We start from the raw sequence: 22771 nt of genomic DNA, 5'->3' as shown, positions 1-22771 counted from the left end.
CCGGGCTAGGGCTGAGCCAAGGTCAGGCCCACCGGCGCGTGCAGAGGCCCTTCGTCGTAGAAGTTCAGGTACAGCAGCACGGGCTTGTCGTTGCCGGCCCAGGTGATTTCGTAGGCGTCCAGCATTCCCATTCCCTCAATCAACCCGTTGGGCGTTTTAAACGGACAGCAGCTGCCCCGGCGGCGGTAGCTGATTTCCTCGCCCTGGGGGCCCCGCAGCGCGTTGAGGTAGCGCTGCTGATTGCGGACGCCATCGGTAGTGGCCCCACCCACGCACACCGGGTTTTTCTGCGTTACGCCGTAGGTAGCATCGGTACTGACGTCGGCCACGCGAAACGGCTCCACGGTCCGGCGGGCATTGTCATAGTAGCTCTGGGGAATATTGTTGGAGCCGGTAATGCGGGGCGCCGCATCCGTAGTGGTGCGGCTGCCGCGGCCGGCCGTTTTGGAGGTGGCGCAGGCAGTCATGGCCAGGCCCGCGGATAGATACAGTAGGTATAGATAGTGCTTCATGCCTTCGAGATACTAAAAAAAGCCAACTGCTGGGGCAGCTCCGCCCCGGAACTTTGCGCTGGAATGTATCCTAAGGCCGGGGTTCGTCGTTCCTTTGCCACTATGACGCACCGCTTTTTCCCCGTTCTGCTGCTCTTTTTAGCCCTTACTGCCCGCGCCCAGACGCCTGCCGCGGCCCCCGCCCAGCCCGACCCGCTGGCCCCGCTGATTCAGGAGCGCGGCCGCATGGTGGCGGCCTACGAGGCGGCCAACGCCCAGCGCAACAGCTTGTTTGGCAACAAGCCCAGCAAGAAAGACCTGCAGGAAGTCGTGGACGTGCTCAAGGCCATCATTCGCAAGGACACCGAGATTGTCCAGGCCCTGAAGGAAACATCTATCCGCCGCACGGCCAGCATCGTGGCCGAGAAAACCCAGGCCGAGCGCCAGGTGACGGTGGCCAAGGGCGACCAGTCGATGACCCGGGAGCGGTTTTACGACCTGCAAAACCAGATTCAGAACCTGCAGGAGCGCGACCGGCAGCGCGAGGCCAAGCTGCGCGAGTACCAAGCCACGGCCGAGGAAGCCAGCCAGGCCCGCACCACCCGCGAGCTGCTGGCCGTGGGGCTGGCCGTGCTGAGCGCCGCGCTGCTGTGGTATATTTACAAGCTGCGCGGCAAGCTGCGGCCCGCCCGCGGCCGGCGCTAGGCCCGCCGCCGGGTCGTGCGGCCCGGCGTTTCCACCGTTTTTTTGCCCGCCATGCTCGTTGCCGCCGCCCAGTACCTGACCTACGCGGAGGCCGTGCGCCTGTACAATGAGCTGCTGGACGCCGACATCAGCTCCTTGGTCAAAACCTGCGGGCCGCCCTCCTTTCCCTTCGGCGACGGAATCTGGTACCAGCTGCTCATCGAGGAAGCCCAGGTGCCCGCCGCCCGGCCCCTGGTCGAGGACTTTGAGGAACGTCGGGCCACCTTGGAAGTGGTGCGCTGCCCCCGCTGCGGCAGTACGGCCACGACGCCACTGGCGCGGCCGGCCTGGTGGCAGCGCCTGTACTACGCCGGCACCACGCTGCAGCGGTGCGCGTGCTGCGGCAAAAAGTTTGCAACCTGAGGCGCTGCCGGAGCGCCCAGGCGGCGCCGATATTTTTCCGCTTCCAGTGCCGTTCTTTGCCCCATGACTGCCCCCGACATCATCCATCACCTACGCCTGCTGCCCCACCCCGAGGGCGGCTACTACCGGGAAACCTACCGCTCCGCCGCCGGCCTCCGCACGGCCGAGGGCCAGCCCCGCAGCGTGAGTACGGCCATTTATTACCTGCTCGAAAACGAGGATAAGTCCCATTTTCACCGCATCAAGTCCGACGAGCTGTGGTTTTTTCACCAGGGCCAGACCCTGGAAATTGTGGTGCTCGACGGCCCGGAGCCCACCACCATTCTGCTGGGCAGCGACTTTAGCCGCGGGGAAGTTCCGCAGGCCGTGATTCCGGCCCACGCCTGGTTTGCCGCCCGCCTCCGCCACCCGGCGGGCTTTGCCTTGGTCAGCTGCACGGTGGCCCCGGGCTTCGATTTCGCCGATTTTGAGCTGGCCCAACGCGCAACGCTGACGGCGGAGTTTCCCCATCTGGCCGCGCTTATCGAGCAGTTCACCTAAACCCGGCGGGTTCTGGTAACCCGGACTTCAACCTCCGATTTCTTCCTCTCCTTTTTCCGGCCATGGAGCAGCAGCGCATCCTTTCCCTCCGGCCCTTCGTGGGCGCCAAAGATTTCGCCCTGTCGCGCCGTTTCTACCACGATTTTGGCTTTACCGAAAGCGTGCTGGCGCCCCGGCTGTCGTACTTCAGCACCCAGGGGTTCGGCTTTTACCTGCAGGATGCCTACGTACCCGACTGGGTCGACAACACCATGCTCTTTCTGGAAGTCGGCGACGTGGAGGCCTACTGGACGGCCCTGCAGGCCCGGGACCTGCCCGGCCGCTACCCCGGCGTGAAAGTCAGCGCCATCCGGGAGGAAGCCTGGGGCAAAGAAGGCTTCGTGCACGATCCGGCGGGAATCCTGTGGCACATCGGGGAGTTCCGCACCCCGTAGCCGGGTCCGGGCAGTACCGGCGGCGTACCTTTACCGTTTGCCCCGCCCCACCCATGGAAAACACCTTTCCCTTTCAGATTGTCGCCCTACCCGAGCACCTGCGGGTCGACGATGCGCAGTTCGGCATTACGGCCAACGTGGAAGCCGACCCGGCGCTGGAGGGCTACTTCTACCTGTTTGAGAAATACGGGTTCGGGGGCGGCGGACTCTCGTGGCAGGAGCACATCAGCACCATTCTGGAGGAGGACGCCCCGGCCCTGCTCGACCACCTGCAGGGCTTTTCCACCCCCGCCCATCTCATCTACTACGCCGACTCGGCCGACACCGTGCGCGAGTTTCTGCGCCGGGTGCAGCCTATCTTCGCCGACCTGGGCCGCTTGAACCAGTATTTCTGCCAGGCCGACCCGAGCGACTTTTTCGAGTAGGAACCCCGGGGCAGCCTCCGGCGCGTTTTTTTGTGGCTGTTCTGCGTCGGCTCTGCAACCTTGAGCAGCGCCCGAGCCTCCTTCTCCGGTTGGCCCTTCGCCGGACCAGCGCCCCGTGCTTTTCCGTTCCTGCTCTACTGCCTACCTATGCAACTTGTGTTCACCTCCTCGGGGCGGGCGGCCGGCCCGGCCCTGCTCACGAGCCTGCTCCTGCTGGCCGGCTGCGTCGACAAGGCGCCCGTTGAGCCCACCGAAACGGCTTGCGGCACGCCGGCCACCGTGCGCCTGTGCGCGGGCCTGACGGCGCAGTGCCCCACCCAGCATACCACTCTGGAGCTGGCCGATGGCACCCGCCTGCAACCCCGGGGCGCCGCCTGGGACGCCTACCAGCCCCGGCAGCAAAGCGGGCAGGTAGTGTACATCGGCTACGGTTCGACGGGGCCGGTGACCAACGGCGCCCCCGCCGACTTTTCCGCCACACTTTCCTGCCTGGCCGTGCAGCCCCGCTAGCCCGCCACTTCCGGCGCGCCCAGGTTTTGCTCGATCCGGCCGAGTTCCTCCTCGCTGAACGGCAGGTTGTCGAGGCAGAACAGGGAGTCGGTGAGTTGGTTGGGCTTGCTGGCCCCGATGAGCACGGACAGCTGCGGATGGCTACCAGCCAGGGCCGCGGAAAGAAGCAGGCCGCCCGGCCGGGGTCCGGGGCGCACCAAGGCTGCCATCAGAGCGGTGCGTCCTGTTACTGGGGCAGCGTGACCGTCATGTTGCTTTCGGCACTCTGGCTGCCCTGGTCATACCTGGGCGGATTTGTATTATCCCGGGTTACCGGCCCGGCAATGACCACGCCCGCCCGGACCAGTTCCGCAACGACGGAGCCCGGGCCTTTCACCGGCAAGTCATTGGTAAAGATGCCAAAGCGCACCTCCTGGCCGGCCCCAAAGGCCGACTTGGCGCTGCCTACCTCCACCAGCGCAGGGTTCTGCCCGGCGGGCAGATTCAGCCCGATAAACCCAGTGGAGGCGCCCGGCTGCCGCAAGTAGGCCCGCAGGTTAGGCTGAACCCAGTCGGCCTTTACCCGCAGGTACACAGCCTTGTCAGCGGCCGACGCCGCTGCTGGCGATTGTGCAAGGCCGACTCCGTCGGCCTCCCGGCTTGGTCCGCTGGTGGGCCAGTCGTTACTTGCAGTCCGTTACCCCGTGCGTATGCGTGCTTCTCTGCTTTGCCCGCTTGGGCTGGTTCTACTCTTGTTGCTGGGTATTCCCGGCCCGGCCTCTTTTCTGCCCGCAGCCCAGGGGCAGACCGCCGCGCACCGCCACGCGCCGGAGCCGGTGTATACCCCCACGACCGTGGAGCAAGTCCCCCGGCTGGTCGGCGGTGGCGACATTATTACGGCGCTGGAAGCGGCCGTGCAGCATCGCCTGACCCTGCCCAAAGACATTGGCGTGACGGAGCAAAGCCGCGTGTTCGTGCAGTTTGTGGTGGGCAAAACCGGCAAAATCGAGAACCTGGTTATGGTTCACGGCATCCTGGATTATATTGATGCCCCGCTGCTGGCGGCTATCCGGGCACTGCCGGCCTTCGTGCCCGGCCGCCACCACGGCCAGCCCGTGCGGGTAGCATATCACGACGTGCCTCTGCGCCTGCTCGGGCCGGCCTCGCCCACCCGGCTGGTGCCGCCCGCCCCGCGTCCCGCCATACCCGATTCTACCGCCCGCCGCCTCGAAGCCCGGACCCTGCGCGCCGGAATTGCCCGTCGCCAACCCCTGGAGGCCGCCGACGAGTTTCTGGCCCGCGTCCTCCCGCTTTCGTACCCGGCTTCGGGCGACCTGCTCGTCTACGGCTGGATTCCGGGCCCGTTCGGGCAGCAGCTGTTCTTCTCGGTGCCGGGCCGCGAAGGGAATGAGTACGGCAGCGACCTGTTCGTGCTCGACCCCATCAAGGCCGACACCTACAACGTGCAGGTGCTGTCCCTGGGCTCCCTCGGCGATGTAACCACCCTGGCTGCCCTGTTCTTCACCGACGTAAATCAGGACGGGCAAAAGGAGCTGCTCACGCTGAGTGAGTGCAGCCTGCGCGAGGAGTTTACCGCCGACGACGGCACCCGCCTAACCGGCCGCGCCGCGCACTACGCCACCACCATCTTCCAGTACCGTTTCACGGACGCTTCCATCGTCCCCCGCTACGAGCAAGACCCCACGCCCCGCCCCTACCTCGACGAGTTGGCCACCGCCACCGAGGTTCGGGAAGCCTTGCGGCAGCACCGGGGGAAGATAAAGGCGGGGAAGTAGACTTGGTATTTGGTATTTGGCGTGTCATGCTGAGCGAAGCAACGCGAAGCCGAAGCATCTCTACCGCTTCGTTGCGTAGTAATTACCATTGCAGTAGAGATGCTTCGCGGGGCTCAGCATGACGTTCTTTTTTGCATATACACTGACCTTTTTCCAAATCAAGAGATATGGACAGCTTTCCTTTTGAGGTCAGGTTCATAAATGGTGCGCAGCATGGTTCGCCCGAGCAGATGTATCAAGTCTTTGCTGACTTCTCACCCCCCGAGCTAGCGACGTACAAAGCCCTGTTCCAAAAGTATTCTTCAGCTGGAGACGACTTCTCTCTGGTTGAGGTGACATTTCTGCTGATTGATTTCAATACCGATGATTTAGTTGACCACATGGATTTCGACGAAGAAGGGTTTCTCCTAGATATGCATCTAGACAGTGAATCAGCTTTGCAGGAGTTTATAGACGTTGCTTGCCCTATTTTCCGTGACATGGCTGAATTGGAATCCTACCTGAGCCGCTCCACCGGCATGAACCGGCTTTAAACTGCTCCTTCCGATTTTCTGCCCGACCTTCGGCCACCATTTTGCCGTTTCCGTTGTTATCACGGACTCATAAACAGCCTTCCCTTTTGTCTGAACAACCTACCTATACCGACCCGTACGCCCTGGAAAAAGAGCTGCGCAAGGTCCAGGCCCTCCTGAAGCTCGAGCAGCAGGAGGACCTCGAACAGTTTAAAATCAAGAGTGCCCAGGCTACCATCGGCGAGCGGCAGAAGCGCGGCCTGACCTGGTACCCGGTCAAAATCACCAAGGAGGAAATTGGCTTCGGCGGCAAGCTGGTGCTCGAAATTGAGCGGCCCGCCGCCCAAACCGGCCTGCACCTGTTTCAGGTGGGCAAAAACGCCGCCCTCTTCGGCAACATTCCCGGCCGCGCCGCCACCGACCGGCCCACGCTCAGCGGAGTCATTACCAGCGTCAAGCGCAACAAGATTCTGCTGGCCACCACCAAGGAAGATTTGCCCGACTGGATTGACGACGGCAAGCTGGGCGTGGACCTGACCTTCGACGAGGTCAGCTACCGGGAGATGGAGTTTGCCCTGGGCAAGGTGATGGGCGCCTACGAAACCCGCCTGGCCGAGCTGCGCGACGTGCTGCTGGGCGCCAAGCCCGCCCGCTACCGCGACGAGTCGGAATCCACCCTCTACTACCCTTCGCCCCTGAATGAAAGCCAGCTGGCGGCCGTGCGCCACGTGCTGGCGGCCAAGGACGTGGCCATCATCCACGGCCCGCCCGGCACCGGCAAAACCACGACGCTAGTCCAGGCCATCCTGGAAACCATCCGGCGTGAACGGCGGGTGCTGGTGTGCGCGCCCTCGAATACGGCCGTAGACCTGCTCACCGAAAAGCTGGCCGAGCGGGGCGTGAACGTGATTCGCATGGGCAACCCCTCCCGCGTGTCGGATTTGCTACTCCACCACACCCTCGACGCCCAGATCATGGAGCACAAGAGCTACGGGGAGTTGCGCGCCATGCGCCAGACCGCCGAGCAGTACCGGGAGCAGGCCGGCAAGTTCAAGCGCCACTACGGCTGGGAGGAACGCGAGCAGCGCCGCCTGCTCAAGGAGCAAGCCCATTTGCTGCTCCAGGATTCCGACAATCTGGAGCGCTACATCACCGAGGATTTGCTCGACAAGGTGCAGGTGATAACCTGCACGCTGGTGGGCGCCTCCAACCGGGCCATCCGCCACCTGACCTACGAAACCGTGTTTATCGACGAGGCGGCCCAAGCCCTGGAGCCGGGCTGCTGGATTCCGATTACCAAGGCGGGCCGGGTGGTGCTGGCCGGCGACCATCAGCAGCTGCCGCCCACGGTGAAAAGCGAAAAGGCTGCCCGCGACGGACTGCGCGAAACCCTGTTTGAGAAGTGCATTCACCGCCAGCCCGACGCGGCCCGGATGCTGGAGGTGCAGTACCGCATGCACGAGCAGATCATGGAATTTAGCTCCGAGCAATTCTACGACGGCCGCCTCAAAGCCGCGCCCACCGTAGCCCACGCCGATTTGCCCGCCTACGACCTGCGCTTTGCCCCCGACCTGCCGGTGGAGTTTCTCGACACGGCCGGCTTCGGCTTTCAGGAACTGGGCATCGAGGAAAGCCGCTCGATTGCCAACCCCGAGGAAGCCGACCTGCTGCTCAAGCGCCTCTCGCAGCTGCTGGAAGTGTATGACCCCGCCGACCACGAGGAAGACTTGCTCACCATCGGCGTCATTGCCCCCTACCGGGCCCAGATCAACTACCTCAAGGATGCGGTGGAAGACAACGACGAGCTCATGGGCCTCCTGGAGCACCGCATGCTCAGCATCGGCACCGTCGACTCGTTTCAGGGGCAGGAGCGCGACATCATTGCCATCAGCCTGACCCGCTCCAATGCCCAGGCTGAAATCGGGTTCCTCTCCGACATCCGCCGCATGAACGTGGGCATGACCCGGGCCCGCAAAAAGCTGCTCATCGTCGGCGACTCCAGCACCCTGGGCTCCCACCCCTTCTATAAGGCCTTTCTGGACTACGTGGAAAGCATTGGGGCCTACCGCACGGCCTGGGAGCTGCAGTAGACACAAACACTAAGTTTCTACAAAAAAGCCCTGGCAGCCCCGGCCGCTGGGGCTTTCAGTTTCTGGCCAAAACTTCACTCCCTAGCGCCGGCCGAAAGACAGGGCCAGCCTTCGACGGCGCGTGGTGGAGCCGGCTCACAACCTTGGTCCGCGGCTTCCGGTATGTACTTACCACGTAGCTGGAACCAAACGGGTTTGCTGACCTTTTTGCGTAACTAGCCGCCCTAAACTGTTTTTTCACCCAACCCGGATACCTAATCCACCCCGATTATGGCCCAGATCAGCCCCAATAAAGTCGTCACCATCACCTACGATTTGAGCGTGACCGACGAAAACCAGGAAAATGTCCTCGTCGAGTCGGCCGAGGCCGACGCGCCGATGGTGTTCCTGTTTGGCCAGAGCGGCCTTCCCGAAGAATTTGAGCGTCAGCTCGATGGCAAAGCCGCCGGCGACGCCTTCGCCTTTTCCCTCACCCCCGAGCAAGCCTACGGCGAATACGACCAGCAGGCTGTCGTTGAGATTCCGAAGGATGTATTCAAGGTCGACGGCCAGCTTGACGAGGAAATGCTCCAGGAAGGCAACTTCCTGCCCATGGCCGACAACCAGGGCAACCACATGCAGGGTAAAGTAGTTGAAATTGGCACCGACAGCGTCAAGATGGACTTCAACCACCCCCTGGCCGGCATGGTTATGCACTTCGACGGCAAAGTAGCCGACGTGCGCGAAGCCACCAAGGAAGAGCTGGACCACGGCCACGTGCACGGCGAAGGCGGCCATCACCACTAAGGCTTAGCCATTTACGGCAGCTAATAAAAACGGGGCCCTACGGCCCCGTTTTTTGTTGTCGGGAAGTCTGCCGCCTTGGCTATACTTGCACGGTGAGCACTACCCCTCCTTCCACCCCGGCCGCTGCTTCTCTGGGCCAGCAGTTTCCCTACCGGCTGCAAAAAGCCAATCCCCTCCTCTGCGAGTGGCTGACCAATACGGCGGATACCTTCACCGAGCCCTTTTTCGACCAGACGCTGACCCGGCTGCGGGCGGCCCCGGTCAATCAGCAGCCGTTTAAAGGGGCGGCCCACGTCGACCTGCTGCCGGAGTGGGCGGCCCGCGGCGGTCCCGGCCGCGCGCCCACGGCCATTATTTTCCACGTTTCCCGCTGCGGCTCCACGCTGTTTTCCCAGCTGCTGGCCTTACAGCCCCAGCACCTGGTGCTGTCGGAAGTGCCATTTTTTGACGAGCTGCTGCGTCTGCCGTTGAGCTGCCCGGCGGTAACCCCGGCGGCTGCGGGCCGCCTGTTTCACGCCGCCTTGCAGCTTTACGCGGGCAGTGCCCCGCACATCCCGGAGCACGTGTTCGTGAAGGCCGACAGCTGGCACCTGCATTTCTACGAGCAGCTGCGGCAGCTTTACCCAACGGTGCCTTTCGTGCTGCTGTACCGCAACCCCTGGGAGGTGCTTCAGTCGCAGCAGCGGCGCCGGAGCGTGCAGGCAGTGCCCGGGATGCTGGAGCCGGCCCTGTTTGGGTTTGGCCCCGAGCAGGCCGCCGAGTACGACCTCGACCGGCACATGGCCAACGTGCTGCACAGCTACCTGAAGAAGATGCTCACCGTGGTCGGCTCCGACCCACACAGCATCCTGCTCAACTACAGCGAGGGCGCGGAGGCCGGGTTGCGAAAAATCGTGGCGGCCACCGGCATTCCCTTCCCTGACCACTACGCCCGCCAGGTGGCGGAGCGGGCCGGATTTCACGCCAAATACCCCGGCCAGGCGTTTCAGGAGGCCGACAACCAGGAAGAGTCCCCCGCTTTTCTGGCTCCCACCATGGCTTTATACAACCAGCTGGAGGCGCTCAGGCAGCGGGCAGCCCTCGCAGAGTAGCTACCACAAACTCATACAGACGCTCCGCCGCCGTTTCCACCGGCGTCGTGGCCGTGTCCACGGTAAAGTCGGGGTGCGGGGGCACGTCGTAGCGGTCATTCACGCCGGTTAGGTTGTGGAGCTTCTCCGGGTGGGTGTCGGGCAGCAGGGCGCGCCGGTACAGGCCTTTCGTGTCGCGGGCCACCAGCACGGGCAGTGGGCAGGCCACGTAAACCGTCAAGGCCCCCAAGGTTGCGGCCAGCTGGCGGCGCTGGTCGTCGAAGGGGTTGATGGCGGCCACCAGCACGAGGAAGCCCGCCCGCTTTTTCTCGGCGGCCACCGCCATCAGCCGACGGATGTTTTCCCGCCGGTCGGTCTCCGAGAAGCCCAGGTCCCGGCTGAGGGTGAGGCGAAACTGGTCGCCGTCGACCAGGGCCACCCGGTGCCCGGCCTGCTCCAGCCTGCCTTGCAGGGCCCGGGCCAGCGTTGATTTTCCGGCTCCCGATAGGCCGGTCAGCATAAGAATAGACATGGGGGTACGGTTGGCTTAGATGGCCGGCGGCAAGGCGGCCTGCATTTCGTCGGCCAGCTTATCTGCCGTGGCGGTGCCCAGCTGCCGCAGCTGGTCAATCATCCGGAGCTGGTCGGCGGGGCTGAACCGGGCATTGGGCGACGGATCGGGCATGGTTACGGTGTGGTGCCGCGGGTCGTGGATGTACTGCCGCAGCCAGTCGTTGACCAAGCCGTCGATAACCAGGTGGACCCGGTCGGTGGGGCCGTCGTTTCGCACGCTGTGCTGCCGGGCCAGGTTGAGATACCAGCAAGAGCCCTCCTGCATCACCAGCCGCTCCTGCTCGAGGTAGAATTTCAGCTGCGGGTTCGTCGTCACCGGCACGTGCAGGCGCACCTCGCCCTGCTCGAAGTTCAGGTCGTGGTCGTGGTGGGGCTTGATGACGGCGCCGGCCTCCAGCTTCATCAGCCGCACGGAGGTTTTCTCTATCCGAAAGAAGTCCAGCACCTCCCGGATGTAGGGGCACTGGGCCAGCAGGGGCGTATCCTGGTAGGTCAGGCTGGGGGCGGAAGTCCCAGCAAAGGCCGCGACGTTGTTGTCGGGCCGGCCGTGGGGGGCGCGCAGCTGCAGGGTGCTCCAGCTGCCTTCGTAGCCCTGGCGGTTGTAGTGGTCGTACCACTGGGCGGCCTCCAGCTGGGTCAGCTCCTGCTGCAGCCGGGCGGCGTCAAACTGCTGGTCGAACCGGATGTACTTTATCACTGCTGCTGCCTGGAAGTTGCTGCCTGACGACTGGAAGAACAGCCCCGGCGCGGTGGCCCAACCGGTCGGGCGCCGCCGCGCTGGGGCTCAGGGCACGAACATAGCTAATTCCGCCGCCACTCCCGCCCGCAGCGCCGGCCAAAATTCCCGGAAATCCGCGTCGAAGTCCTCGGCGGCGGCCAGAAACGCCCCGGCCCCAGTGGCCAGCACCGCGCCCGTGGGCACGCGGCGACTCAGGCCCAGCAGGGCGCGCTCCAGCCCTTCCGGCCGGGCGTAGCCACTGAGCCAGTCGTCGCGGCGCATGTAGCTGAACATGTGCTGCAGGCGCTCGGGCAGCTCTTGGCGGCGGGCCTGCAGCAGCTCGTACTGGCGCTGGGCGAAGGCGGGCAACGGCTCGGCGGGGTGAAACTCGGCGAAGCTGCGGGCCAGCAGGTGGTCGTAGCCCACGTCGGCCACCACGCCGGCCCACTTGCCCAGACCGGCTTCGCGCAGGCGGGCCGTGCTGCGGCGCACCACGGGGTGGGCATCGGTAAACGAATCGATGAAGCGGTGCAGGCGGATACCGCGCTGCACGGCGGCCGGGTAAGCCTCCAGGGCAGCCCGGCCCCGCACGGCTTCGGCGGCAAAGTTGCCGACCACGATATCCTCGTAGGCGGGCGTGGACAGCGGAGAGCCGGAGAGCAGCAGGTGGGCGAGAAAGTTCATGGGTAGCAGCAAGTACGGGTAAACCGGCGCGGCCGCCTAATAGTTAAGCTTAACCCGACGGGGCGCGGAGCCGTATTGCTAACCGGCCCCTTTGGTGGCCTCTGTTCTTTCTTCGTTCCTTCCAAACACCCCCATCATGTCCGATAAATCCCCCGTCACCAACGACCTGTCCAAGCTGCTCGATAAAATCAAGGACGTGCGCATTGCCATGCTCACCACCCAGGACGAGGACGGCAGCCTGCGCAGCCGCCCCATGTACACCCAGAAGCCCGACGGCAGCAGCGCCCTGGTTTTCCTCACTGATAAAGACTCGGCCAAGGTGTACGAAGTCAAGAAGGACAGCCACGTGAACCTGAGCTACGGCAAGCCCGAAGACAACGTGTACGTGTCGGTGTCGGGCCGCGCCAACGCCTACCGCGACCAGGCCGAAATTGACAAGCTCTGGAGTGAGCCCATGCGCGCCTGGTTTGCCAAGGGCAAGGACGACCCGAACATCTACATCCTGAAGGTGGAAATCGACAAGGGTGAGTACTGGGACACGCCCAGCAGCATGCTGACCCAGGCCGCGGCCTACGTGAAAGCCCTGGCCACCGGTGAGCGGGCCACTTCCGACGACGTGAACGAGCACGCCAAAGTCAACGTGAAGTAGGCGCCGTACGTTTGCAAGCCCAAGGGCCGGAAGCAATTCCGGCCCTTTTTTGTTGTTTTGCCGGGCCGCCCCCCGCCGGCGCGGTTCCTTGCTTTCGTTGCCCTCCTTGCTCACGACCCTCACCCTGTTTACCCTGCTGCCCGGCACCACCCGCTGGGGCCTGGCCCGCATGGGCACCGCGCCGCGGCAGCTGGCGCGCGTGCCCGGCCTGCGCTTTTTCAAGATGCTGGGTAGCGGCTACGATTTCGGCCTGCGGCCCAACTTCCAACGCTACGCCCTGCTGGCCGTGTGGGAAACGCCGGCCGCCGCCGAAGCCTTCTTTGCCGCCCACCCGCTCTGGCACGCCTACCAGGCGCACTGCCGCGAAACCTGGACCCTGCACCTGGCTCCGCTCAAAGCTCATGGCCGCTGGGACGGGCAGAACCCGTTCGACTACCTGACCGAGCCCGCCCCCGCCGACGGCCCAGTGGCCGTCCTGACCCGGGCCTCCATCAAGCTCTGGAAAGCCCCGCAGTTCTGGCGGGCCGTGCCGGCCACCAGCACCGCCTTTGCCCAAGCGGAGGGCGTGCGGGCTGCCATCGGGCTGGGCGAAATTCCGATTGTGCGCCAAGCGACGTTCAGCGTGTGGAAGTCGGCGGCCAGCATGCAGCAGTACGCCTACCGCGGGGCCGCCCACAAGGGCGTCATCCAGCGCACCCGTCAGGAACAGTGGTACAGCGAGGAGCTTTTTGCCCGTTTCCGGGTTCTCAGCAGCCGCGGCACCCTGGATGGCCAAGACCCGCTGGCCGGCCTGATCTAGCCCAGCCGGCGGCGCTAATCTTGCGGTGAATTACCCTTTCCCGGCATTTCCGCTTAATTTCGCCGGTTCAGCAAATAACCACCTAAGCAGAAGCCCATGCCCGGCTATAGTCCCCAGGAAATTGAGAAGAAGTGGCAAGCCCACTGGAAAGATAACGCCACCTTCAAGGCCGATAATAGCTCAGCCAAGCCCAAGTACTACGTGCTCGACATGTTCCCGTACCCCAGCGGGGCCGGGCTGCACGTGGGCCACCCCCTGGGATACATTGCCTCCGACATCGTCACGCGCTACAAGCGCCTGCGGGGCTTCAACGTGCTGCACCCCATGGGCTTCGACTCGTTTGGCCTCCCCGCCGAGCAGTACGCCATCCAGACCGGCCAGCACCCCGAGAAAACCACCCGCGAAAACATTGCCCGCTACATTGAGCAGCTTTCGGCCCTGGGCTTCAGCTACGACTGGAGCCGGGAGGTGCGCACCTCCGACCCGGGCTACTACAAGTGGACGCAGTGGATTTTCCTGAAGCTGTTCAACTCCTGGTACAACCTCGACACCGACCGGGCCGAGCCGCTCAAGACCCTGCTCGACAAATTTCAGCAGAACGGCAGCGAAGGCATCCGGGCCGCCGGCGACGAGGAAGAGCGCCACAGCTTCACCGCCGGGCAGTGGCAGACGTTCACCGAGAAGCAGAAGCTCCAGGCCGTGCACCCCTACCGCCTGGCCTACCAGCAGGATACTTACGTAAACTGGTGCCCCGGCCTGGGTACGGTGCTCTCCAACGACGAGGTCAAGGACGGCCTCTCCGAGCGGGGCGGCTTTCCGGTGGAGCGCCGTCTGATGCCCCAGTGGAACCTGCGCATCACGGCCTACGCCGACCGGCTGCTCCAGGGCCTCGACCAGCTCGACTGGCCCGATGCGGTCAAGGAGATGCAGCGCAACTGGATAGGCAAAAGCATCGGCGCGGAGGTGACGTTCGAGGTGAAAGACCACGCCCAGGCCCAGATCAAGGTCTACACGACCCGGGTTGACACGATTTACGGCGCTACTTTCCTCGTTTTGGCCCCCGAGCACGAGCTGGTGGCCGAGCTGACCACACCCGCCCAGCAGGCCGCAGTGCAGGACTACATCGACGCCACCAAGCGCCGCTCGGAGCGCGACCGGATGGCCGACACCAAAACGGTGTCGGGGGCCTTTACGGGCTCCTACGGCATCAATCCGTTCAGCGGGGAGCCCATCCAGATCTGGATTGCCGACTACGTGCTGGCTGGCTACGGCACCGGCGCCGTGATGGCCGTGCCCAGCGGCGACCAGCGCGACTACGTCTTCGCCAAGCACTTCAACCTGCCCATCGTGCAGGTCGTGGATCAGCAGCAGATTGAGGAGCAGGCCGACCCGACCAAAGAAGGCCGCTACCTGCACGGCCTCATCGAGGGCCTGGACTACAAGCAGGCCACTGCCAAGCTGATTCAGGAGCTCGAAACCCGCGGCATCGGCAAGGGCAAAACCAACTTCCGCATCCGCGACGCCATCTTCGGCCGCCAGCGCTACTGGGGCGAGCCCATCCCGATTTACTACAAGGAAGGCGTGGCCTACGGCGTAGCCGAGGCCGACCTGCCCCTGGTGCTGCCCGAAATCGACGAGTACAAGCCCACCGAAACCGGGGAGCCGCCCCTGGGCCGGGCCAAGGACTGGAAGTACAAGGGCCAGTACGAGTACGAGCTCAGCACCATGCCCGGCTGGGCCGGTTCTTCGTGGTACTACCTGCGCTACATGGACCCGCACAACGCCGAGCGTTTCGTGGGCGAGGAAGCCGAGCAGTACTGGCAGAATGTTGATTTATATCTCGGTGGCGCAGAGCACGCTACGGGCCACCTGCTCTACTCCCGCTTCTGGCACCTGTTTCTAAAAGACCACGGTCTGGTTTCGGCCAATGAGCCCTTCCAGAAGCTCATCAACCAGGGTATGATCCTGGGCCGCTCGAACTTCGTGTACCGCATCAACGGCACCAACACGTTCGTCACCCTGGGCAAGAAAGACCAACACGAAACCACCGCCCTGCACGTCGACGTGAACATCGTACACAACGATATTCTGGACACTGAGGCTTTCAAAAAATGGCGCCCCGATTACGCTTCAGCCGAGTTCATCCTCGAAGATGACGGCCGTTATGTATGTGGTTGGGAGGTCGAAAAAATGTCGAAGGGCAAGTTCAACGTGGTCAGCCCCGACGTATTGGTAGAGCAATACGGCGCCGACGCTCTGCGCCTCTACGAAATGTTTTTGGGTCCCCTGGAGCAATACAAGCCCTGGAATACCAACGGCATGAGCGGCGTTTCGGGCTTCCTCAAGAAGCTCTGGCGCCTCTACCACCCCCAGGACGGCGACTTCGCCGTAATCGACGAAGCCGCTTCGCCTGCCGAGCTCAAGGCCCTGCACAAGGCCATCAAGAAGGTGGAAGAGGATATCGAGAAGTTCTCGTTTAACACCACCGTCAGCGCCCTGATGATAACGGTGAACGAGCTTACGGCCCTCGACTCGCACAAACGCGCCATCCTGGAGCCGCTCTGCATTCTGCTGTCGCCTTACGCGCCCCACCTGGCCGAGGAGCTCTGGACCAAGCTGGGCCACGCGGCCGGCTCTATCAGCGCGGCCCAGTATCCCGAGTTCCGCGAGGAATTTCTGGTCGAGGATACGGTGAACTACCCGGTAGCCATCAACGGCAAGGTGCGCGAAACCCAGCAGTTTGCTGCCACCGCCACCGCCGCCGACATCGAGGCCGCCGTGCGCGCATCCGGTTTCCTGGCCCGCTTCGCCGAGGGCAAAGAGCCCAAGAAGTTCATCGTCGTGCCCGGCCGCATGGTCAACATAGTGGTGTAAGGCACCGCGTGCCAGTAATAACAAAAAGGCCCGTTGGACAACTCCAGCGGGCCTTTTTGTTATTGTTCAGCCTTAATATGCGGCCGTGAAGCGCTGACGGCTGTGGCGGTGCTGCTCGGCTTCGTCGATAATGGCTACGGCCAGGTCTTCGCCGGAGAGGATGCTACGGCCTTCGGCGTTGAAAACGGGGTTTTCGAGGCCCAGGCGGTAGTGCCCGGTGCGGCCCGTGTCGATGCCCTGGTGCATCTCAATGGCGGGGCTTACGAAGGTCCAGTCCAGGGTCTGGTTCTGCTTAAGCAGGTTGAGGTAGTCGCGGGCGGCGGTGGCGCCGGCCTTGTACTCCTGCGGGAACTGCGGGCCGTCGACGAGCTGATGACCGTCGATGTAGAGGCTGCCGGCCCCACCAATGGCAATCAGACGCTGCACACCCGACTTTTCGGTGGCGGCCTCCACATCCTTGGCTCCCTGCAAAAAGTCGTGGTAGAGGTTAGGATTGTCCCAGCCAGCGTTGAAGGAGTTGATAACCACGTCGTGGCCCGCGAGCTGGGCGGCCAGCTCGTCGACTTTGTTCACGTCGCCGGTTACCACGGTCAGGTTGGGATTTTGAGCGGTGAGCTTGGCCGGGTCGCGTACGATGGCCGTAACCTGGTGGCCGCGGTTCAGGGCTTCGGTGAGCAGCTTCGAACCAACGAAGCCAGTGGCGCCAATGAGAGCAATTTTCATGGTAGAAAGAGTTTGGGTGAAGTGAAAGAACAACCTATTGTAACTGCCATTGTTACAATTCTAGGCAAAAAAATCAGGTGAGCAGACCGGCCTTCTGCTGAATGTCCGTCGTGACCTGCTGCAGGGTGGTGGCGGCCAGCACTTGCTCCAGGGCCGTCTGGGCACGCTGCAGGGTGTGGTCCAGGGCCGACTGAATGGTGCGGCCCACCGGGCAGGCCGGGTTGGGCTTGTCGTGGACGCTGAACAGCTGTCCTTCTTCCACCACTTCCACGGCCCGGTACACGTCGAGCAGAGAAATAGCGACCGGTGACCGGGCCAGAAACGTACCGCCCGCGGCCGGCCGCACCTCTACCAAACCCGCCTTTTTGAGCTGGCCCAGAATCCGGCGAATCACCACTGGGTTGGTGTTAACGCTGCCGGCCATGCGCTCCGAGGTCAGCAGCACGTCGGTGGGCTCCTGCAAAGCCAGCAGGGAAAGCACGTGCACGGCGACGGAAAAACGGCTGCTGATCTGCATAAGTTGGGGGGCACTGGGCCAAACGGAGGCGAAGTACGACAAAGGTAGCATTGTAACCACTAATGTTACAATCTGGTTTAAAAAATTGCGCAACAGCTTACTGCCAGACCCAAAAGGCTCTGCATGGCGCTTAGGCCGGGGCGGCCTTATTCGAGCGGCCCGGTCAGCTCGGCGCGCCGGACTTTGGGCAGGGAAGCCAGCACCAGGTCGTAGGAATGGTCAATCCATTCGCGCAGCTGAAAGTCGGTGGCCCCGGTGCCGATGAGGATCGTGTTCCAGTGTTTTTTGTTCATGTGGTAACCCGGCAGCACGTAGTCGTAGTTTTCGCGCAGGTCCACGGCCCGGGCCGGGTCGCACTTCAGGTTGATGCTGCCAAACGTGTCGATGTCGGTGAGGGCGAATACTTTACCACCCACTTTAAAGACCAGGGTTTCGGGGCCAAACGGCGTTTCTTCCGTTACGCCGGGCTTGAGCAGACAATAGTCGCGGAAGTCTTCGATGTTCATACGAAGGGCAAAAAACGGTAGCCGCGAACCGGCATTCTACACCGGCTCGCCATACGCCCGCAGTTTAGCGGGTAAACAGACGGTACAGCACCACGCACAAGCCGACCAGGAACATGGCCATGCTGAGCTTGTTGATGAAGTGCATGGTGCGCAGGTTGAAGTTGGTTTTGCGGTTCGGATCATTCCGGCGGAAGAAATAACCGAGTGCGGGACCGAAGTTAAACAGGTTGCGGCCTTCCATAAAGCTGAGGTTTGGTACGGGTACAGAACACCCGCCGGGGCGGAATGATTTGCCGGCAAGGTAAATAGATTCGCAAAAATGGCGGGCGGCGGACTGGTGACCAGTCCACCCGAACTTCCCGCGGCGGGGCGGCGGCGCATCCACCCGCCCGGACCAGCCGCAGCAGGCCGCCCACGTCGGTGGCGCGCGGCAGCCCGGCCCGTGCAACTCCGCCGGCAAGCTGGTTACCTTGGGCTGTATCTCACTTTCTGCCCCGCCATGCGTCTACTCCTACTTCTGCCCGGTTTTCTGCTGCTGGCCGCGCCGGCGGCCCGGGCCCAAGCCCCGGCCGCGGCCGAGTCTGAAGCCGTCAAGCAAACCATTACCCGCTTTTTCGAGGGCATGCGCCGCGGCGACAGTACCGTGGTGCGCAGCACGCTGGCGCCCGGGGCCGTGCTGCACACCATCACCACCCGCACCGGCGTGCAGGTGGGCACCGAAAAGGTCAGTGCGTTTCTCAAAGCCGTCGGCACGTCCCACCCGGAAGTGTACGATGAGCGCATCCGCTTCGAGCAGGTGCTCGTCGATGCCCAACTCGCCAGCGTCTGGACGCCCTACCAGTTTTACGTGGGCACCAAGTTCAGCCACTGCGGCTACAACTCCTTTCAGTTGGTGAAGCTGGCCGCGGGTTGGCGCATCGTGCACATCATCGATACCCGCCGCAAGGACGGCTGTCAGTAGCGCCGCGGCGGCCGGGCTAGGCCAGGGCCAGGATGCCGGCCGCGCTGAGCTGGCCCAGGTGGGACACAACCTGGTCGGCGTGGTGCAGGTCCTGGCCTTCGGAATGCTCGCTTTTGTAGCCGATACAATACATGCCGGCCGCCTTGGCCGCCGTCACGCCGTTGGCCGAGTCCTCAATCACCAGGCACTCGGCGGGCGCGATGCCGGCCAGCTGGGCCGCGTGCAGGAAAATGGCCGGGTCGGGCTTGGAGCGCGGAAAATCCTCGCCGCTGACTAGGTTGTCGAAGTACGGATACAGCCCGAAGCGGGTGAACACGCGGGCAATGGTTTCCTTGGAGGCCGACGAGGCCAGCTGCAACGGCACGCCGGCCCGGTGCAGGTCCAGAATCAGCTCCCGAGCCCCGGGCAGCAGGTCCAGGTCGGCGGAGGCATCGAAGGACTTGGCGAAATGCTCCCGTTTGCGGTTTATCAGCGCCTCCACGTCCTGCGGGAGGTCAAACTGGGCCTTGAGCAACTGGTACACGTTGCGGGTGGAAGAGCCCAGGAACGTGGCGTACTCCGCATCCGACATGGGAATGCCCAATTCGGCAAAGTGGCGGAAAAAAGCGTCGTGGTGGAGCGGCTCAGTATCAACGAGCACGCCGTCCATGTCGAAGATGACGGTGCGAATCATGCGGCGGGGTGGGTTCCGGGCAAAGGTAGCGGATTCAAGCCGGGCCGGCGGACACCAGCACACCCTTGCTTTCCGGCCCGCCTACGCTTTGTTCAGGATGCTGGCCCCAGGATCAAAAGCTTGCTTCTTGGCCACCGCCACGATATCCGGCACTTCCAGCACGGGCTTGGCGTAGCCGCGCCGGGTCACGGTGAGCATGGCGCGCCCAAGTTCGGCCAGCGTCGACACAAACCGGGGCGTGAGCGTGCGCAGCACCGGGTAGAGCCAGCCGAAGTACTTGTAGTACGACAGCACGTGCTGCTGGCCCGGCGTGGGGCGCAGCATGCCCGGCCGGAACATGTAGGCCTGCTTAAAGCCCAGGCCAAGCAGCTCGTTTTCGGTTTGTCCCTTCACCCGGGCCCACATCTGCCGGCTTTGCAGGGTCCCGTCGGTGCCCGCGCCCGACACGTAGCAGAACGTCAGGTCGGGGTTGCGGGGCAGCAGAGTTTGGGCGAAGTGCAGGGTTAAGTCGTAGGTGGCGCGGCGGTACTCGGGCTCCTTCAGGCCCACCGACGACACGCCCAGGCAGAAAAAGCAGGCGTCGTAGCCCGTGAGCTGGTCCTGAATGGGCGCCAAATCGTGAAAGTCGGCGTGCAGGATTTCGCGCAGCTTGGGGTGGGTGTGTCCGCTGGGCCGCCGGCCCACGCTCAGCACCTGCTCCACGTTGGGGTCGCGCAGGCACTCGAGCAGCACGCCCTCGCCCACCATGCCGGTAGCCCCGGTCAGGATTACTTTTAGCTTCATGAGGGAGTAGACGGGTACGGGGCGCGGATGTTTTAGGAGTCAGGAAAGAGCTGGGCCATTTCCTGCCAACCAATCCCGCAAACATTGACCTCAATCTCATCCAAGCCTTTTAGGTCTGTGATGATAATTCCGCCTACCGCCATGAGTTGACCGGTCAGAACCGACGTAGCTTTTAAGCCAAGGAGTTCCAGGGCTTTCCAATCCGCCTTTTCTAGGTGCGCTCGGAAGAAAGTCTGGTAAGCAGAATAGTAGGCAGTAGTTGGCTTCAGCATGCCGCCGATTACTCCCATCGAAGCATCAATAACATTGGCGTCAATAGTCCCTAGGGAAGTAAGACCGGCAAATAACTGGACTTCAACGCTCATTTATGGAGTGGAAAAAGTTGATGAAGGGCTACCGAATAAGAGAACGGGGTTGAACAATACTGCCCAACCCCGTTGTCAATGTCAATCGGGCGCAGTTACCCCACCACCGGCTCTTCCACCAACTCCTTTTCCACCCAGCGGCCATCCTCGCGCATGAGTTCAATGAGCTGGTCGACGGCCTGCTCTTCGGGCACTGACTTCTTGATGACTTCCTGGCCCCGGTAGAGGGCAATTTTGCCTTTGCCCACGCCCACGTAGCCGTAGTCGGCGTCGGCCATTTCGCCGGGTCCGTTCACGATGCAGCCCATGATGCCGATTTTGACGCCCTTCAGGTGGTCGGTGCGCTTGCGGATCATGGCGGTGGTTTCCTGCAGGTCGAACAGGGTGCGGCCGCAGCTCGGGCAGCTGATGTACTCGGTCTTGGACATGCGGGTGCGGGCGGCCTGCAGAATGCCGAAGCTGAGCTGGTTGAGCTGGTCCAGCGTGGGGAGCCATTCCTCCTTGCTGCGTTCCGGCAGCAGCTCGGTGCTCAGCACCACCCCGTCGCCGAGGCCGTCGAGCAGCAGGCCGCCTACGTCGGTGGCGGCGTAAAGCTGGGTTTGCTCGGCGGTCAGCGCCGGGTACTGGCGGTTGATGACGACCGGGTTGGGCACGCCGTTATTTAGCAGCTCGAAAAACGCCCGCCGGATTTCGGGCATGGCGTGGGCGTTGTCGGTGTACAAAATCACCACGGCCGTGGCATCCTCGCGGAGCTGGTCGAGGGCGGCGGGCGTGAGCGAGTCGAGGTTATGAAATACGAAGTTCAGCTCGGCGTGCTTGTCCGTGGCGGCGGCGTACTCGGCCTGGGTGAGCACCGGAAAATGGTCGGCGCGGCGGCCGGCGTCGAGCCAGGCCGAGTAGTCCACCACTTCCTTTAGGCCGTTGGGCAGCATAAACGGCACGGGGCGCTGGCCCGAATACAGGTAGTCGGCGCCCAGGTCGTTCATCTGGAACTTGTCGAGGAAGGCCGAGTACAGGTGGCCTACGGCGCGCAGGTCGGCATATTCTACCGCCGTGAGCCGGGAAATATCCACCATGACGCGCGGCACGTTCTGCCCGCCCAGATTCAGCACCTCGCGGGTAATGCGGCGGTGGTACTGGAAGGGGTCAATGGGGATGCTGGTTGTTAGTTGCTGGTTGTCAGTTGTTAGGTCGTTCTGGCTCTGGCCTCCGTTTTCACCAACAACTGACAACGGATAACTAACAACTAATGGCTTGATCGGCTTGGCCTCCGCCGCGCGGTTGGTATACCGGTCAATCAGGGCCTTGGCCACGGGCGCTTCGGCTTCGGGGGCTTCGGTCAAACTCACGCGCACGGTGTCGCCGAGGCCGTCTTCGAGCAGGGTGCCGATGCCCACGGCCGACTTGATGCGGCCATCTTCGGCCTCGCCGGCCTCGGTCACGCCCAGGTGCAGGGGGTAGGGCTGCAAACCTTCCTCATCGAGCTTTTGCACCAGCAAGCGGTAGGCCTGCACCATCACCTGGGTGTTGGAGGCCTTCATGGAGAGCACCACGTCGTAGTAGTTTTCCTCTTCGCAAAGGCGTAAAAACTCCAGCGCCGACTCCACCATGCCCAGCGGCGTGTCGCCGTAGCGGCTCAGGATGCGGTCCGACAACGAGCCATGGTTGGTGCCGATGCGCATGGCCGTGCCGTACTGCTTGCAGATCTGCACCAGGGGCCGAAACCGTTCCCGGATGCGCTCCACCTCGGCCGCGTAGCTGCTGTCGGTGTAGTCGATGACGTCGAATTTCTTCTTGTCGGCGTAGTTGCCGGGGTTCACGCGCACTTTCTCCACGATGCGGGCGGCCAGCTCGGCGGCGTTGGGCGTGAAGTGAATGTCGGCAATGAGGGGCACCGAGCAGCCGCGCTTACGCAGCTCCCTCTTGATTTCGAGCAGGTTCTGAGCCTCCTTCACGCTGGGAGCGGTGATGCGCACGTACTCGCAGCCGGCCTCTACCATGCGCAGGGTTTGCTCCACCGAGCCCAGCGTGTCCATGGTGTCGACGGTGGTCATGCTCTGCACCCGGATGGGGTTGAGTCCGCCCATGGGCAGGTCCCCGATGTTCACTTCCCGGCTCAGGCGGCGCTTGTACTCAGTGAGGCTGGGGCAATAGATCTTGGAGGCGGAAGTCGAGGTCATGCGGCGAATAACGTAAGCGTAGCAGA

29 protein-coding genes are annotated in these 22771 nt (G+C 63.3%); 15 read left to right on the top strand and 14 right to left on the bottom strand.

The genetic code is table 11. The features are described from left to right. Positions 1–5 precede the first annotated feature (5 nt). A complete protein-coding gene (locus tag EWM57_RS02965; protein ID WP_129919644.1) occupies positions 6–512 on the bottom strand; it encodes a hypothetical protein in 507 nt (168 codons plus the stop codon). A gap of 102 nt (positions 513–614) precedes the next feature. Between EWM57_RS02965 and EWM57_RS02960 the strand changes: the two genes are divergently transcribed. The 6 genes from EWM57_RS02960 (at position 615) to EWM57_RS02935 (ending at position 3507) form a co-directional block, all read left to right on the top strand. Continuing rightward, positions 615–1196, top strand: a complete 582-nt coding sequence (locus tag EWM57_RS02960) for a hypothetical protein (protein WP_129919643.1) — start codon at positions 615–617, stop codon at positions 1194–1196. A gap of 51 nt (positions 1197–1247) precedes the next feature. After that, positions 1248–1598, top strand: coding sequence for a hypothetical protein (locus tag EWM57_RS02955; RefSeq protein ID WP_129919642.1), 351 nt, complete (start codon positions 1248–1250; stop codon positions 1596–1598). 63 nt (positions 1599–1661) lie between these two features. After that, on the top strand, positions 1662–2138 hold the full coding sequence (locus EWM57_RS02950; protein WP_129919641.1) for a cupin domain-containing protein: 477 nt from the start codon (positions 1662–1664) through the stop codon (positions 2136–2138). A 62-nt stretch (positions 2139–2200) separates the two neighbouring features. Next, the gene (locus EWM57_RS02945; protein WP_129919640.1) at positions 2201–2572 is read left to right on the top strand and encodes a VOC family protein; all 372 of its coding nucleotides are present in this window, start codon (positions 2201–2203) and stop codon (positions 2570–2572) included. Between the two features lie 53 nt (positions 2573–2625). Further along, the gene (locus EWM57_RS02940) at positions 2626–2997 is read left to right on the top strand and encodes a hypothetical protein (RefSeq protein WP_129919639.1); all 372 of its coding nucleotides are present in this window, start codon (positions 2626–2628) and stop codon (positions 2995–2997) included. Positions 2998–3144: 147 nt separating this feature from the next. After that, positions 3145–3507, top strand: a complete 363-nt coding sequence (locus tag EWM57_RS02935; RefSeq protein WP_129919638.1) for a hypothetical protein — start codon at positions 3145–3147, stop codon at positions 3505–3507. Here the strand turns inward: EWM57_RS02935 and EWM57_RS02930 are convergent. After that, the gene (locus tag EWM57_RS02930; RefSeq protein WP_129919637.1) at positions 3504–3716 is read right to left on the bottom strand and encodes a hypothetical protein; all 213 of its coding nucleotides are present in this window, start codon (positions 3714–3716) and stop codon (positions 3504–3506) included. The genes EWM57_RS02935 and EWM57_RS02930 overlap by 4 nt on opposite strands. Before the next feature lie 17 nt (positions 3717–3733). Continuing rightward, positions 3734–4081 (bottom strand): hypothetical protein, encoded by a 348-nt coding sequence (locus EWM57_RS02925; protein WP_129919636.1) that lies wholly within the window; start codon positions 4079–4081, stop codon positions 3734–3736. Positions 4082–4196: 115 nt separating this feature from the next. Between EWM57_RS02925 and EWM57_RS02920 the strand changes: the two genes are divergently transcribed. The 5 genes from EWM57_RS02920 (at position 4197) to EWM57_RS02900 (ending at position 9761) form a co-directional block, all read left to right on the top strand. Beyond that, entirely contained in the window at positions 4197–5282 is a 1086-nt protein-coding gene (locus EWM57_RS02920) for an energy transducer TonB (RefSeq protein WP_129919635.1), read from the top strand. Positions 5283–5449: 167 nt separating this feature from the next. Further along, positions 5450–5815, top strand: a complete 366-nt coding sequence (locus tag EWM57_RS02915) for a hypothetical protein (RefSeq protein ID WP_129919634.1) — start codon at positions 5450–5452, stop codon at positions 5813–5815. Positions 5816–5901: 86 nt separating this feature from the next. Continuing rightward, the gene (locus tag EWM57_RS02910) at positions 5902–7884 is read left to right on the top strand and encodes an AAA domain-containing protein (protein WP_129919633.1); all 1983 of its coding nucleotides are present in this window, start codon (positions 5902–5904) and stop codon (positions 7882–7884) included. A gap of 270 nt (positions 7885–8154) precedes the next feature. After that, on the top strand, positions 8155–8670 hold the full coding sequence (locus tag EWM57_RS02905) for an FKBP-type peptidyl-prolyl cis-trans isomerase (RefSeq protein ID WP_129919632.1): 516 nt from the start codon (positions 8155–8157) through the stop codon (positions 8668–8670). 92 nt (positions 8671–8762) lie between these two features. Then, entirely contained in the window at positions 8763–9761 is a 999-nt protein-coding gene (locus tag EWM57_RS02900; protein ID WP_129919631.1) for a sulfotransferase family protein, read from the top strand. Here EWM57_RS02900 and cysC read toward each other — a convergent pair. From cysC to EWM57_RS02885, 3 genes are all read right to left on the bottom strand, one after another. Then, positions 9733–10272, bottom strand: coding sequence for an adenylyl-sulfate kinase (gene cysC / locus EWM57_RS02895; RefSeq protein ID WP_129919630.1), 540 nt, complete (start codon positions 10270–10272; stop codon positions 9733–9735). The genes EWM57_RS02900 and cysC overlap by 29 nt on opposite strands. Positions 10273–10287: 15 nt before the next feature. Then, complete coding sequence (locus EWM57_RS02890; protein WP_129919629.1) at positions 10288–11010, bottom strand: aspartyl/asparaginyl beta-hydroxylase domain-containing protein; 723 nt, start codon at positions 11008–11010, stop codon at positions 10288–10290. 87 nt (positions 11011–11097) lie between these two features. Further along, entirely contained in the window at positions 11098–11715 is a 618-nt protein-coding gene (locus EWM57_RS02885; RefSeq protein ID WP_129919628.1) for an acyl carrier protein phosphodiesterase, read from the bottom strand. A gap of 136 nt (positions 11716–11851) precedes the next feature. On the opposite strand from EWM57_RS02885, the gene EWM57_RS02880 reads away from it, so the two are divergent. From EWM57_RS02880 to leuS, 3 genes are all read left to right on the top strand, one after another. Then, complete coding sequence (locus EWM57_RS02880) at positions 11852–12364, top strand: pyridoxamine 5'-phosphate oxidase family protein (RefSeq protein ID WP_129919627.1); 513 nt, start codon at positions 11852–11854, stop codon at positions 12362–12364. A gap of 106 nt (positions 12365–12470) precedes the next feature. After that, entirely contained in the window at positions 12471–13163 is a 693-nt protein-coding gene (locus EWM57_RS02875) for a spheroidene monooxygenase (RefSeq protein ID WP_242509962.1), read from the top strand. A gap of 96 nt (positions 13164–13259) precedes the next feature. After that, complete coding sequence (gene leuS, locus EWM57_RS02870) at positions 13260–16037, top strand: leucine--tRNA ligase (RefSeq protein ID WP_129919626.1); 2778 nt, start codon at positions 13260–13262, stop codon at positions 16035–16037. A gap of 72 nt (positions 16038–16109) precedes the next feature. Here leuS and EWM57_RS02865 read toward each other — a convergent pair whose 3' ends face one another. From EWM57_RS02865 to EWM57_RS21045, 4 genes are all read right to left on the bottom strand, one after another. Next, entirely contained in the window at positions 16110–16760 is a 651-nt protein-coding gene (locus EWM57_RS02865) for an NAD(P)-dependent oxidoreductase (protein WP_129919625.1), read from the bottom strand. Positions 16761–16833: 73 nt separating this feature from the next. Next, positions 16834–17277, bottom strand: coding sequence for an Rrf2 family transcriptional regulator (locus tag EWM57_RS02860; RefSeq protein ID WP_129919624.1), 444 nt, complete (start codon positions 17275–17277; stop codon positions 16834–16836). A gap of 146 nt (positions 17278–17423) precedes the next feature. After that, the gene (locus EWM57_RS02855) at positions 17424–17783 is read right to left on the bottom strand and encodes an MmcQ/YjbR family DNA-binding protein (RefSeq protein WP_129919623.1); all 360 of its coding nucleotides are present in this window, start codon (positions 17781–17783) and stop codon (positions 17424–17426) included. Between the two features lie 64 nt (positions 17784–17847). Beyond that, entirely contained in the window at positions 17848–18024 is a 177-nt protein-coding gene (locus tag EWM57_RS21045; RefSeq protein WP_165370390.1) for a DUF6728 family protein, read from the bottom strand. 258 nt (positions 18025–18282) lie between these two features. On the opposite strand from EWM57_RS21045, the gene EWM57_RS02850 reads away from it, so the two are divergent. Then, complete coding sequence (locus EWM57_RS02850) at positions 18283–18744, top strand: nuclear transport factor 2 family protein (protein WP_165370389.1); 462 nt, start codon at positions 18283–18285, stop codon at positions 18742–18744. Positions 18745–18760: 16 nt separating this feature from the next. Here EWM57_RS02850 and EWM57_RS02845 read toward each other — a convergent pair whose 3' ends face one another. The 4 genes from EWM57_RS02845 to ispG form a co-directional block, all read right to left on the bottom strand. After that, positions 18761–19417, bottom strand: coding sequence for an HAD family hydrolase (locus tag EWM57_RS02845; protein WP_129919621.1), 657 nt, complete (start codon positions 19415–19417; stop codon positions 18761–18763). Between the two features lie 81 nt (positions 19418–19498). Continuing rightward, complete coding sequence (locus EWM57_RS02840) at positions 19499–20200, bottom strand: Rossmann-fold NAD(P)-binding domain-containing protein (RefSeq protein ID WP_129919620.1); 702 nt, start codon at positions 20198–20200, stop codon at positions 19499–19501. Positions 20201–20232: 32 nt separating this feature from the next. Then, positions 20233–20565, bottom strand: a complete 333-nt coding sequence (locus EWM57_RS02835) for a hypothetical protein (protein ID WP_129919619.1) — start codon at positions 20563–20565, stop codon at positions 20233–20235. 95 nt (positions 20566–20660) lie between these two features. After that, a complete protein-coding gene (ispG, locus tag EWM57_RS02830; protein WP_129919618.1) occupies positions 20661–22745 on the bottom strand; it encodes a (E)-4-hydroxy-3-methylbut-2-enyl-diphosphate synthase in 2085 nt (694 codons plus the stop codon). Between the last annotated feature and the right edge of the window lie 26 nt (positions 22746–22771).

Origin of the sequence: Hymenobacter persicinus (genome assembly GCF_004167665.1) — a bacterium.
Taxonomy (GTDB): domain Bacteria; phylum Bacteroidota; class Bacteroidia; order Cytophagales; family Hymenobacteraceae; genus Hymenobacter; species Hymenobacter persicinus.
Note: the sequence above shows the minus strand (reverse complement) of the source record. Positions and strands in the feature narration are given on the sequence as shown.